This is a genomic window from Pseudonocardia sp. ICBG601, assembly GCF_020496245.1.
The window spans coordinates 463679-475966 of record NZ_JAHLJA010000148.1 but is presented as its reverse complement, the minus strand read 5'-3'; the positions used below and the strand labels follow the sequence as shown (position 1 = coordinate 475966).

The following is a 12288-nucleotide window of genomic DNA, read 5'->3' as shown; positions in this document are numbered from 1 at the left end:
GGGTGCTCCGGTGGGGCGTGACGAGCGCGGTGAGGTCGCCGTCGTCGGCGACCGGATCACGCTCCGGCCGGGAAGCTGCTACAACCGACGATGACGATCTTGTCGCCCGCCCCCGTGAAGGACCGGCCTCCCATGCGCATCCTGTTCACCGCGGTCGCCGCGCACGGGCACGTCCTGCCGCTGGCGCCGCTGATCGCCGCCGCGCTGGAGCAGGGGCACGCCGCGGCGTTGGTGACGAGCGCCGGGCTGAGCGATGTGGTCGCCCGTGAGCTCGCCGACGGTGTGGAGCACCTGCCGGCCGGTCCGATGCCCGTCGAGCTGGCCACGGAGGCGGCGCGCCGCTCGGGTGAGGACATCATGGCGCCGTCGGTCGACGGGATCGGCGAGACCTTCGGCGGGGTGCTGCTCGACCTGGCCGCCGACGACGCCCTCGCCGCCGCGCGGCGGTGGTCGCCGGATCTGGTGGTGTCCGAGTTGTACTGCACCGTCGGACCGCTGGTCGCGACCGCTCTGCAGCTCCCGCTGCACGAGGTCCGGATGACCGCCCCGCTGCCGGCGCCGCTCGCCGCTGCGATCGCCCGTGCCGCCGAGGGCCCCTACGCGCGGCGCGGCCTGCGACCGCGCGACCCGGACACGGTGCTCGACCTGTGGCCGGTGGAGCTACGCGACCCCGCCATCGCGACCCGCCCGGACCCGGGACACGTCCTGCCGGTCCGGGCCACTCCCCATCGGCGCCCCCGTCCGGAGCCGCGCTGGTCCCCGCCGCCGTCGTCCTCCGGGCGGCCGCGGGTGTTGGTCACGCTGGGCACCATCTTCTCCGGTGCCGACATGCTCACCGCCGTGGTCGACGCGGTGGCCGGGGCACCCGTCGACGTGGTGGCGACCCTCGGCCTGGCTCTGGGCGACGCCGCGGCGGTGGACCGGGACCGGACCGGTGCGGGAGGGGGCACGGTCACCGTCGTCGGGTTCGTGCCGATCGACGAACTCCTCGACGATGTCGACCTCGTCGTCGGTGTCGGCGGCGCCGGGACCGTCCTGGCCGCGCTCGGCCGCGCGATCCCGCTGGTCCTCTGGCCCCGGGGCGCCGACCACCCCACGATCGCGGCAGGCGTCGCCATGGCGGGAGCGGGGGTGGTGGTCGACGATCTCGCGGCGGTCGGGCCGGCCGTCGCACGGGTGCTCGACGATCCCGCGATCCGTGCCGGGGCCCGCTCGGTCGCCGAGTCGATCGCCCGTGCCCCCGGCCCCGCCGAGGCCGTCCGCGTGCTCACCGGACGCGGCTGACCGGCGAGGACGGTGCCCGGCGTCCACCGGCGGTCAGGGCGCCGATGTACACCGGCGTCGCACGGCGCGCCCGGGGACGACGACGCGTGCGTGCGATCACGTGGCGACTGTGACGAGCAGCGACACCAGCAGCGCGATGAGCACGGTGTTGAAGACGAAGGCGACGACGGCGTGCAGCGCCGCCGTCTGCCGCATGGCGCGCCCCGTCACGGCGACGTCCGCGCTGGTGTAGGCGGTGCCGACCTGGATCGCGAGGTAGAGGTGGTCGGTGAACCCAGGTGGCCCGTCACCGGTGCCCGCGAAGACCAGCCCGCCGACGCGGGCGTTCTCCCGGGCGTAGTGCACGGCGTAGACCGTCAGGATGAGCAGCCACGAGGTGCTCACCACCAGGACCGCCAGCCCGACGACGACGGGGTCCTCCCGCAGCTCCCGCAGCACCATCGCGCCGACCACGGCCCCGATCGCCACCGTGCAGAACGAGAGGGCGCCGAGCGGGCCACCGCTGCCCGCGAGCCACTCGACGCGTCGTCGGCGCCGTCGTCCCGAGCGGTTCTCGGTCAGCCACCCGGCCAGCGCGGCCCCGTCGGCCCGGCGCAGGACCGTGATGGTCAGGCCCGCGTAGAGCGCGGCCCAGACACTCCATGCTCCGAAGTAGACGGAGACGACGAAGCCCAGCGATCCGATGTCGTCGGGTGCGACGGTCTGGACGGCGGCGCCGTACGCGGCGGCGAGGACGACGGTGACCGCGGTCGTGACGAGGTACCGGGTGCCGTCGGAGGCCAGGCGCGGCCGGCGGGGCGCTGCGGGGCCGCCCCGTCCCGGGCGGGACTCGGAGAGCGGGTCAGAGGGAGCAGTGGGCATCGTCGGGCACCGTCAGGTCGATGAGGTAGTCGGCGACGACGTCGTCGACACAGGCGTTCCCGGCGACGAGCACCGTGCCGTGCCGCTCACCCTCGACGGTGAGCAGGCCGGATCCGAGGGTGTCGGCGAGGGCGACGCCGCCCTCGTGCGGCGATGCGGGATCGCCGGTGACGGAGACGACGAGCGTCTGCGGCAGGCCGTCGACGTCGGTCGCGTAGGGCGACCCCAGCGTCGGGTCGGCGGGCCAGTGCTCGCAGCCGTCGCGGGCCCCGCTCCCGCGGCCGTCGTCGAGGAACGGCGCGGCCTGCAGCATTTCCCGGCGCATCGCCGTCTCCTGGTCCGGGGTCAGCCGCTCGCGGTCGTTGCAGTGGGTCGCGAAGGCGCCCTCGATGAACGTGGACCAGCTGCCGTCGCTCTGCAGCTCGTGGGCCCCGTCGCGGATCGCCAGCAGCAGGTCTCCCCGGCCCGCCGTGAGCTCGGTCAGTCCCTGGACGAGCGTCGGCCAGTTGTCCTGTGAGTAGAGGGCGAACAGCACGGCCTCGACCGCGCTCCGGTAGGTCAGCCCGCGGTCCCGGCCGGTGGGGGCGGGGTCGTCGGCGAGCGGCCGGACGAGCTCCTGGAACCGCGCGGTGGCCTGCTGCGGGTCGTCCCCCAGCGGGCAGCTCCCGGCCGCGGCGCAGGCGGTCGCCATGGCGTCGAACGAGCGCTGGAAGCCGGCGTACTGCTGGACCATCCGGTCCCGGATGCCCAGGTCCGGGTCCATCCCGCCGTCGAGGACCATGCTCCGGACGTTGCGCGGGAACGTCTCGGCGTAGACCGCGCCCAGCCGGGTGCCGTAGCTGGCCCCCAGGAAGTTCAGCTGGTCGTCGCCGAGCACGGCGCGCAGGACGTCCATGTCCCGGACCGTGTCGCGGCTGCCGAGGTGGCTGATGACGTCCGCCCCGCCGGAGCCCTCGGCGCAGCTCGCCGCGGCGTGCCGGGTGACGTCCTCGCTCCAGGTCTCCCCGCCGAACAGGAAGGTGGCCATGAGCAGGTCGGCCCGGCGCTCGGCGTCGGTGAAGCAGTCCACGGTCGGGGTGGACGCCCCGGTGCCGCGCATGTCGAAGCCGACCAGGTCGAACCGCTCGGTGATCCGGTCGGAGCCTGGGAAGGCCGCCAGCTGGGCGGCGTAGGACATCCCCGGCTTCGCCGGCCCGCCGGGGTTGACGACCAGGGAGCCGATCCGGTCCCCGGTCGCCGGGACGCGCAGGACCCCGAGCTCGGCCGTCCGTCCGGCGGGGTCGTCGTAGTCCAGCGGGACCGTCAGCCGGGCGCACTCGAGGCCGTCCGCGCCGAGGACGGCGGCGTCGGTCTCGGTGGTGGCGTACCCGGCGCACGGGCCGAAGGCGAGCTCCTGGGTGTGGAAGGCGGCTAGCGGTGCGGGGTCCGACCCGCCGGCGGTGGCCGGCGCGGTGGCGCACCCGGCGAGGAGACCGAGCAGGACGGTGGAGGTGATCAGCGGGCGTAGGCGTGGGTGACGGGACACGGCGAGGACGACTCCGGATCGAGCAGGTGACGGGGCAGGGGCAGCGCACACCTGGCCGTCACGGCCACCTCAAGATGCAACGGTGTAGCGCCGGTCACCGGTTATGGTCGGTTCGTCCCCGTCCCCCGACGGCGCCGCGACCGCGCCCGGGCCGGGCGTCCGCGCACGCTGGTCGGAGGGAAGGACGGTGCCGTGGTGTGGAGCCCCCGCCGGCTGGCCGAGCTCGCCGGGACGAGTCGTCGCGCGGTGCGGCACTACCACGAGCTGGGGCTGCTCCCCGAGCCGGAACGGCGGTCGAACGGGTACCAGCAGTACGGGGTGGAGCACCTCGTCCGGCTGATCCGGATCCGTCGGCTCACCGAGCTGGGTCTGTCGTTGTCGCAGGTCGCCGCGGTCGGGGACGCCGACCGGCTGCCCACCGGGGTGCTGCGCGAGGTCGAGGCCGGGATCGCCCGCGACATCGACCGTCTGCAGCGGACCCGCGCGGAGCTCGTGACGATGCTCGAGCAGGAGACGCCGCTCGACGTGCCCGTCCGGATCGCCAGCCGGATCGAGGGGCTGCCCACGGCCGAACGGGGCCTCGTCGTCGTCCTCAGCCGGCTGCTCGGTCCGCGGCCGCTCGAGGCCTACCTGGACCTGCTGCCCCCGTACCGGTCGCACGCGGCCGTCGTCGCCTTCGACAACCTCCCCGGCGACGCCGACGAGTCGAGCCGCGAGGTCGTGGCGACCGGCATCGCCGAACACCTCCGGCGCCTCTCGGCGGAACGCCTCACCCAGTTCCAGCTGATCGAGGCCGGTCTGCGGGGGGCCGGACCGGGGCGCCAGGACGTCCGGAGGGCCGTCGGAGACCTGTACAACCCCGCGCAGCTCGACGTCCTGACGAGGGCGCGGCGCCGCACCGCCGCCCGCTGACCGGACCGGCCGCACGCGGGGACACCGCGTCATCGACCTCCGGCCCTCGTCGTGATCTCCGACCTGCACCGTGTCCCACCCGACGCGGTGGGGCATCCTGCACCGGACGGCGGCCGAGCACCGACGGCGATCGTCACCCGGAGAGTCGGCGGAGGGGGAGCGGCATCCATACCTCGCAGCGGCTGCCCGAGGACGGCGAGGTCCTGCGGGCGCTGGTGCGTCGCCGCGACACCGGTCGCCGCGACGACGGCCACCGGATCGCACTGGTCATCGCGAGCGGCGGCATGCGCGGTGCCTACGCGGGCGGGATGGCCCACGCGATCGACGACGCGGGGCTGGCCGGCGGGTTCGACGCCGTCTACGGCAGCTCGGCGGGTGCCTACATCGGCGTCGCACTGATCCACGCGGGTGGTGCGAACGCGGCACGCATCTTCTTCGAGGACATGGCCTGCCGGGACTTCATCGATCCGCGACGGCTCTGCGGCCGCGGGTCGATGGTGTCGCTGGACCACCTGGTGGACCGGATCCTGGTGGACTCGAAACCCATGCCGTGGGACCGGATCCGTGACTCGACCGTCGCGTTGAACGTGGTCGCGACGGCCGTGGACGACCTGAGCGGGCACGTCCTCGAGCCGCGCACGATCTCCGACTGGAAGCTCGCCATGCGCGCGACGTCGTCGATCCCGCTGCTCGCGGGCGGGCCGGTGCGGCTGCACGACCGCTCGTGGATCGACGGGGCCGTGTCCGAGCCGCTGCCGCTGCTCCGGGCGCTGCGGGACGGCAGCACGCACGTACTGGCGCTGATCAATCTCTCGGTCCCGGAGCTCCGTCGCATCCCGGCCGACCCGCCCTCCCCGCTCTGGGCCCGGGGACTGAACCGCCTGGTCCCGGGGCTCGGCGACATCGCGCAGAGCGAGAGCGGTCTGGGGCCGGTCCGGGCCGTCCTCGAACAGGCCGACCACCCGCACCGACGGCACGCCCACCTGCTGACGGTCGGTCCCGAGGCCGACGCGGGGGTCGGTCCGCTGACCATCGACCCCGTGAAGGTGCGGACCGCCACCGAGATCGGCTACGCGGCGTTCACCGCGGCCCTGGACCGCGCCGTGGAGAGGGCGCAGCCGATCTGAGCCGACGGTGCCGACGTGGGGTTGACCCGGCCGCGACGGCACGGGCTGCACTGTCGTCGTCCACCGGGAACGAGGAGCTGAGGCCGGAATGCGCGACCGTCGACCCACCCGCCGTCCCGCGGCCCTGCTCGCGGGGGTGACCGCGCTGGCGCTGCTCGCCCTCCTGGTCCCCGCCGCGATCGCCGAGGCGCGGGAACCGGCGGGCGGCCAGGACCGGCATGGCAGCTACGCCGGCTCGCAGGGCCGGCTCGACTACCAGGTCCACCTGCCGCCCTCGTGGCGTGCGGACCGGACGCTGCCGGTCGTCGTGGCCGTGCACGGCTGCGGCATGACCGGGTCCGGGCTGAACTCGATGCGGGCCATGACCGGTTTCGACGACCTCGCCGACCGGGAGGGCTTCATCGTCGTCTACCCGACCCAGTCGATCCTGCGCAACGCGATGATGTGCTGGAACTCGTTGTCACCGGAGCACCAGCAGCGGGGCCGGGGTGAGCCGGAGCTGCTGGCGGGCGCGATCAGGCAGGTCGTCGAGGTCTACGGGGCGGACCCGGCCCGCGTGCACGTCGCCGGGGCGTCCTCCGGTGCGGGCTCGGCGGTGATCCTCGGGGTCACCTACCCCGACCTGGTCGCGACCGTCACCTCGGTCGCGGGTGGGGAGTACCGGTTCCACCGGTTCGAGGAGGACCCGACCCTGACGCCGGTCGACACGGCCCGTCTCGCGCAGGCCGAGATGGGCCCGCGTGCCCGGCAGGTCCCGCTGCTGGTCGTGCAGGGCGACCGGGACGAGGTCGTCCGCCCGTTCATGGCAGACCGTCTGGTGCGGCAGTGGCTGGCGCGCGGTGCGCTCGTCGCCACCGGGCGGCCCGACACCGACACCGCACCCGGTGTCGTCACACGCGTCGAGCCGCCCGACGGCCACCCCTGGACCCGCACCGTCCACCGCGCCCCCGGCCGGGCGGACGTCGACCACCACCTGGTCGAGGGCATGGGGCACGCCTGGTCCGGGCCCCGCTCCGACGGCCTGTTCGCCGACCGGGCCGGGCCCGACCTGTCGGCGGCGGTGTGGGAGTTCGCGTCGGCGAGGCCGATGGGCTGACGGCCGGCCGTCAGACCGCGTCGTGCGGGACCTTGAACGGCGCGGTGATTCCACCGTCGACGGGGAGCGCCACCCCGGTCACGTACCGGGCCTCCTCCGAGGCGAGCCACACGACGGCGTTGCTGATGTCCACCGGATCCACCCAGGAGATCGGCAGTGCGTGCATCGCCTTCATCGCCGCGGCGGCCAGTGCCGGGTCGGTACCGGGCGCACCCCCGGTGAACAGGCCGTGGATCGCCGGGTTCTGGATCATGTCGGTGTCGACGTGGGTGGGGTGCACGGTGTTGACCCGGATGCTGTGCGGCGCGAGCTCGACCGCGAGGACCTTCATCAGGCCCACCAGGCCGTGCTTGGCCGCGCAGTAGTGGGCGAGGTTCGGGAACCCCATCAGCCCCGCGACGGAGCTGGTGAGCACGATCGCACCGCCGCGGCCGCCGTCGACGATCGCGGGCGCGGCGGCGCGGACGGTCTTCCACACCCCGGTCAGGTTGATGTCGATCATCTCCTGCCAGACGTCCTCCTCCATCTCCAGCGCGGGGCCGAAGCCGGCGATGCCCGCGTTGGCTAGGACGATGTCGAGGCGGCCGAGCTCCGCGACGGCGTCGGCCACCGCGGACCGCAGCGCCGGCAGGTCGCGGACGTCGGCCCGGACCGCCAGGACGCGCCGGTCCAGGTCCTCGACGAGCTTCACCGTCTGTTCGAGGTCGGCGGGTCCGGCGGTCGGGTAGGGCGCCGACGCGACCGGGGCGCAGTGGTCGACGAGGACGATGTCCGCGCCCTCCTCGGCGAGCCGGACGGCGTGCGACCGTCCCTGCCCGCGCGCTCCGCCGGTGATCAGCGCGACCTTCCCGGCCAGACGGCCGCCGGAGGCGGCGCTCACGGCAGGACCCGGTCGATCTCGGGCGCGAGCAGCTCGGCGGCGCGGGCGGCGGTGATGACGTCGGCCGGGTCCGGCTCGATGATCTCGCGGGACGCCCCGTCCTCGTAGACGTGCTCGCCGATGAGCCGGCAGCGCTCGTCGTAGGGCCAGACGAACGCGAGGGTGCGGCGCAGCAGGTACATCTCGCCCGGGTCGCCGGCCCGGATGTCGGAGAAGGCGCTCTCGCCGAGCATCGGCGCGGGGACGAACGCGTTGAAGACGACCTCGCCGGAGAAGCCGTGGTCGTTGACCGCGATGTCCTGGTCGGCCACCCACATGACGAGCGCGTTCGCGGCCACCAGCGACTCGTAGAACCCGAGGACCTGCTCCATGCCGTCGAGGACGATCGACTGGCCGCCCTCGTGCAGCCGGTACTGCGGGTGCTCGACGGTCATGTCCGGGGCGAGGAGCTCGTGGTAGCGCCCGGCGACCTCCAGCAGCCCGTGCCGCCGGTAGTTCTTGAGGATCGCGCGGTGGCGCGGGTTGTCGATGCTCTCGAGCTGTTTCTCCAGCCCGGCGAACATCGTCACGAACTCCTGTTCGTAGCGGCTCATGGGTACTCCTCCGTCGGTGGTGGGACGCGACGGAGCCTCGCCGGGGGCGGCCGGGTGCGTCCATGACATGTCCCGGCGCGACCGTGAACCATCCGGTTATCACCGCAGCTCAGTGGTCCTCATCGACGGTGTCGTGGGACACTGCGTCACGGAGGGGAGTCGATGTGGACCTCAACCTGCACCTCGTGCGCTACCTCGTGGCCGTCGTCGACGAGGGGCACCTCGGGCGGGCGGCGGCCCGGCTGTACGTCAGCGGGCCCGCGCTGAGCAAGCAGATCCGGACGCTGGAGCACAAGCTCGGCGCCGAGCTGCTCGACCGCAGCGCGCACCCCCTGGTCCCCACCGAGGCGGGCCGCCGGTTCCTCGCCGAGGCCCGCGTGGCCCTCGACGCCGCGGACCGGGCCGTCGCCGCGGTCGAGGCACACCGTCGCGCCGCCGCCGGCGTCGTCCGCCTCGGGTTCATGACCGCGGCGACCGGTACCCACACCCGGCGCATCATCGAGCTGGTGCAGCGCGACGTCCCCGCCGCGTCGGTCCAGCTCGTGCAGCTGCCGTGGCCCGACCAGGCCGCCGCCGTCCGCGCCGGGACCGTCGACGCCTCGCTCGTCCGGCCGCCCGTCGCCGACACCGACGGGCTCCGGCTCGACGTGGTCCGGCTCGAACCCCGCGTCGTCGCGCTCCCGCGCGGCCACCGGCTGGCGGCCCGCGCCGTCGTCGAGCTGGCCGACCTCGACGGCGAACCCCACGCGAACGACGACCGGACCGACGAGCAGTGGGTGCGCTGGTGGGCCTGCGACCCGCGGCCCAGCGGCGTGCCGGTCACCTACGGGCCCACCGTGCACACCATGGACGAGCTGCTGGAGGTCGTCGCCGCCGGTGCGGCCGTCGCGATCACCGGGAGCTCCGTGGTCGACAGCGTCCGGCACCCGGAGGTCGTCTTCGTCCCGATCGCCGACGTCGCCCCCTGCCCGATCTCGCTCTGCACCCGCAGCGCGGACCGGTCACCGCTGGTCGAGGCGCTCCGCCGGGCGGTGGACGCGGTCCGGACGGCGATCGACGCCGAGGCACTCGTCGACGGCTGACCGGCGGCCGGGGCCTCCTCAGGCGAGGAGCGCGAGCGTGCTGCGCACCCCCACCCCGGCGGCCACGAGCAGCACGAGGACGGCGAACCCGCGACCGAGCAGGGCGGCCGGCAGCCGGCGGGCCAGCCGTCCCGCGGGCAGCGACACGGCGACGGCGGCGACCGCGAACGGGCCGATCGCCGTCCACGGCAGGTGCAGCCCGCCGGCCGCCAGGTACAGGACCAGGGCCGCCGCCGAGTTGACCACGATGATCACCAGCGAGGTGGCGACGGCCGTCGTCGTGCGCAGCCCGAGGGCCACGACCAGCGCCGGCACGAGCAGGAACCCGCCGCCGACGCCGAGCAGCCCGGTCAGCAGCCCCACGGCCAGGCCGGTGAGGATCGCGCGGGGGAGGCAGCGTCGCCAGGCGACGCCGCCGTCCGGGAGCTCGCAGACCCCGCCCGTCCCGGTGCCGCGCCGCAGCATGTGGACACCCGCGGCGACCATGACGGCGGCGAACACGAGCATCAGCCACCGGTCGTCGAGGTGGTGGTGGAGGACCCCGCCGAGCAGCGAGGCCGGGACCCCCGCGGCGCCGACGACGACGGCGAGCCGCCAGTCGACGTCGGTGCGGGCCCGGGGGAGGGCGGCCACGAGCGAGGCCAGGCCGACCACGACGAGCGAGCCGGGCACCGCGTCGGACAGGGGCAGCCCGAGGCCGTAGACCAGGGCGGGGACGGCGAGGATCCCGCCGCCCCCGCCGACGAGCCCGAGCAGCGACCCGATGACGACGCCGAACGCGGCCGCGAGCGCGACCGTGGTCATGACGGGCGTGTGCCGGGTCGGCGTTCCAGCGCGGCCAGGGTCTCGGCCACGGTCGGGTCGGCCGCCGCCCGGTTGAACGGGAGCCGGGCCAGGACCGCGCCCATGGTGCAGGTGTCGGTGAGTGCCGAGAGCACGAGACCCGTGCCGACGGCGCCGGACAGCAGCCGCCCGGCGGGGGCGAGGTACCGCCCGGCGAGCAGCCCGGTGAGCACGAGGGCCCCCGCGCCGAGACGGACCTGCCGTTCGAGCGCCCAGGCGTGCCGGCCCCGGACGACGTCGCCGCCCGCCTCGGCGTAGGCGGGGACGCCGCCGTCGAGGACGTGGGCGTGGTCCAGGCCCGCGCCGGTCAGGTGCCGGCGGGCCTGCTCGGCGCGGACCCCGGACCGGCAGACGAGCACGACGGGCGCGCTCCCGGTGTCGAGCAGGCGGGCGAGCTCGGCGGTGTGCTCGGCCAGGGTCCGGACGGGGACGTGGTACGAGCCGCGGATGTGCTGCGCCTCGTACTCCGCGGCGCTGCGGACGTCGACCACCATCGGGGTGCCGGTACCGGCCGGGGGCTGCTCGACCCAGCTCCGCAGGGTCGCGGGGCTCACGGTGGACGCGTCGGTGGACGCGGTGGGGGCGTTCATGGGGTGGGTGTCTCCGGGGGTCGGGTCGGGCGGGTCAGTGCGCGGCCGTGGCGCGGACGGTGTCGGCGAGCCGCAGGCCCGCACCGGCGGCGCGGGTCCAGTCGTCGTCGACGAGGACCAGGTCGCGGCCGGGGCGGGTGGGGTCGGCGGCGAGGAGCGAGACCGCGACCGAGGCGCGGTAGCCGGAGCCGCAGTGGACCCACACCTGGCGGTCGGTGGGGACCTCGTGGCGTCGTGCGGGGAGCTGGTGCAGCGGGACGTGGGCGGACCCGGCGAGGTGGCCGGCGCGCCGTTCGGCCTCGGTGCGGGTGTCGAGGACGAACACCTCGTCCTGGCCGCGGGCGGCGAGCCCGGCGAAGTCCGAGACCGGGTAGGACGCGAGCCCGCCGTCGCCGGCCAGCTCGGTGATCTCCCCGGTGCCCGCACCGGAGGGCCGGTCGATGCCGATCCGGACGAGCTCCCGCTGGGCCCGCGCGACCTGCTCCGGGTCGTCGCCGACCAGGGTGAGCGCGGCGCCGTACGGGAACAGCCAGCCCAGGTACGTGGCGAAGGGCCGGGCCAGCTCGAACGACAGGCTGCGCGGCAGGTGCCCGGCGGCGAACGCGGTCCGCGAGCGCAGGTCGACGACCCACTGACCGGCCGCGATGCGCCGGCGCAGCTCGGCCGGGTCGACCGGCTCCGGCGCGGAGAGGTCGACCGGGGCCGGACCGGCGGCGTTGGCCGGACCCATGTGGACGTAGTACGCCGGGTAGGCGCCCAGGCCGGCGATCAGGGTGTCGACGAAGTCCTGCTCGTCCTGGGTCATCGCCGGGTTGACCCGCGCCTGCTCGGCGACGGTCGAGGCGTCGCCGGAGGTCGGGGTGGCCGAGCAGAAGCTGCCGAAGCCGTGGGTCGGCAGGACGGCGGCGTCGGCGGGCAGCTCGGCGACCAGGCGCCGGACCGAGTGGTACTGCGCGTGGGTCAGCTCGACCGTGTCCTCGGCGGAGATCAGGTCGGTCCGGCCGGTGGACCCGTGGAGCATCGAGCCGCCGGTGAACACCGCGACCGTGGCGCCGGTGGAGTCGGCCAGCGCGTAGGACAGGTGGTGGTGGGTGTGGCCGGGGGTGGCGATCGGCCGCAGCAGCATGGCGCCGACCGCGAACTCGTCGCCCTCCGACGCCGGGGTGCGGTCGAAGGCGACCCGGTCGCGCGCGTCGACCAGGTAGACGGCGCCGGTCCGCCGGGCCAGCTCCAGGCCGCCGCTGACGTAGTCGTTGTGGATGTGGGTCTCGGCGACGCAGGCGATCGTGACGCCGAGCTCGGCGGCGAGGTCCAGGACGCGGTCGATGTCGCGCTGCGGGTCGACCACCAGTGCGGTCGTGCCGTCGGTCGCGAGGTAGCTGCGGTCCCCGAGACCGGGGGTCCCGAGGGTGCGGATGTCGATATCGGTCATCGTGGATTCCCTACCCGGTAGGGTATGTCCTACCGAATCGTCGGTACTGCGGGGACGGGGTCG

General features: G+C 74.9%; 12 protein-coding genes. 5 read left to right on the top strand and 7 right to left on the bottom strand.

Features of this window, described 5'->3' with window-relative positions:
• Nucleotides 1-132: 132 nt before the first annotated feature.
• Nucleotides 133-1284, top strand: a complete 1152-nt coding sequence (locus KPL57_RS31400; protein ID WP_226354275.1) for a nucleotide disphospho-sugar-binding domain-containing protein — start codon at nt 133-135, stop codon at nt 1282-1284.
• Between the two features lie 96 nt (nt 1285-1380).
• Here the strand turns inward: KPL57_RS31400 and KPL57_RS31395 are convergent, their stop codons facing one another.
• Nucleotides 1381-2145: a DUF1345 domain-containing protein gene (locus tag KPL57_RS31395; protein WP_226354274.1), complete on the bottom strand. Its 765-nt coding sequence runs from the start codon at nt 2143-2145 to the stop codon at nt 1381-1383.
• Entirely contained in the window at nt 2126-3670 is a 1545-nt protein-coding gene (locus KPL57_RS31390; RefSeq protein ID WP_226354273.1) for an alpha/beta hydrolase, read from the bottom strand. The genes KPL57_RS31395 and KPL57_RS31390 overlap by 20 nt, the downstream gene beginning before the upstream one ends.
• A 192-nt stretch (nt 3671-3862) precedes the next feature.
• Here KPL57_RS31390 and KPL57_RS31385 point away from each other — a divergent pair, with 192 nt between their 5' ends.
• The 3 genes from KPL57_RS31385 (at nt 3863) to KPL57_RS31375 (ending at nt 6805) form a co-directional block, all read left to right on the top strand.
• Nucleotides 3863-4582, top strand: coding sequence for a MerR family transcriptional regulator (locus KPL57_RS31385; RefSeq protein WP_226354272.1), 720 nt, complete (start codon nt 3863-3865; stop codon nt 4580-4582).
• A 215-nt stretch (nt 4583-4797) separates the two neighbouring features.
• Nucleotides 4798-5709, top strand: a complete 912-nt coding sequence (locus KPL57_RS31380; protein WP_226354271.1) for a patatin-like phospholipase family protein — start codon at nt 4798-4800, stop codon at nt 5707-5709.
• Between the two features lie 88 nt (nt 5710-5797).
• The gene (locus KPL57_RS31375; protein WP_226354270.1) at nt 5798-6805 is read left to right on the top strand and encodes a PHB depolymerase family esterase; all 1008 of its coding nucleotides are present in this window, start codon (nt 5798-5800) and stop codon (nt 6803-6805) included.
• Between the two features lie 10 nt (nt 6806-6815).
• On the opposite strand, the gene KPL57_RS31370 is transcribed toward KPL57_RS31375, so the two are convergent.
• Entirely contained in the window at nt 6816-7685 is an 870-nt protein-coding gene (locus tag KPL57_RS31370) for a mycofactocin-coupled SDR family oxidoreductase (protein WP_226354269.1), read from the bottom strand.
• Nucleotides 7682-8278, bottom strand: coding sequence for a hypothetical protein (locus KPL57_RS31365; protein WP_179761573.1), 597 nt, complete (start codon nt 8276-8278; stop codon nt 7682-7684). Before KPL57_RS31365 ends, KPL57_RS31370 begins: the two co-directional genes overlap by 4 nt.
• A 164-nt stretch (nt 8279-8442) precedes the next feature.
• Between KPL57_RS31365 and KPL57_RS31360 the strand changes: the two genes are divergently transcribed.
• The gene (locus KPL57_RS31360; protein ID WP_226354268.1) at nt 8443-9360 is read left to right on the top strand and encodes a LysR family transcriptional regulator; all 918 of its coding nucleotides are present in this window, start codon (nt 8443-8445) and stop codon (nt 9358-9360) included.
• 18 nt (nt 9361-9378) lie between these two features.
• Here the strand turns inward: KPL57_RS31360 and KPL57_RS31355 are convergent, their stop codons facing one another.
• The 3 genes from KPL57_RS31355 to KPL57_RS31345 are packed head-to-tail and all read right to left on the bottom strand — an operon-like array spanning nt 9379 to nt 12225.
• Entirely contained in the window at nt 9379-10164 is a 786-nt protein-coding gene (locus tag KPL57_RS31355; RefSeq protein WP_226354267.1) for a sulfite exporter TauE/SafE family protein, read from the bottom strand.
• Nucleotides 10161-10793 carry a rhodanese-like domain-containing protein gene (locus KPL57_RS31350; RefSeq protein WP_226354266.1) on the bottom strand — a complete coding sequence of 211 codons (633 nt, stop codon included), beginning with the start codon at nt 10791-10793 and terminating at the stop codon, nt 10161-10163. The genes KPL57_RS31355 and KPL57_RS31350 overlap by 4 nt, the downstream gene beginning before the upstream one ends.
• Before the next feature lie 34 nt (nt 10794-10827).
• Nucleotides 10828-12225 (bottom strand): MBL fold metallo-hydrolase, encoded by a 1398-nt coding sequence (locus tag KPL57_RS31345; RefSeq protein WP_226354265.1) that lies wholly within the window; start codon nt 12223-12225, stop codon nt 10828-10830.
• Nucleotides 12226-12288 lie beyond the last annotated feature (63 nt).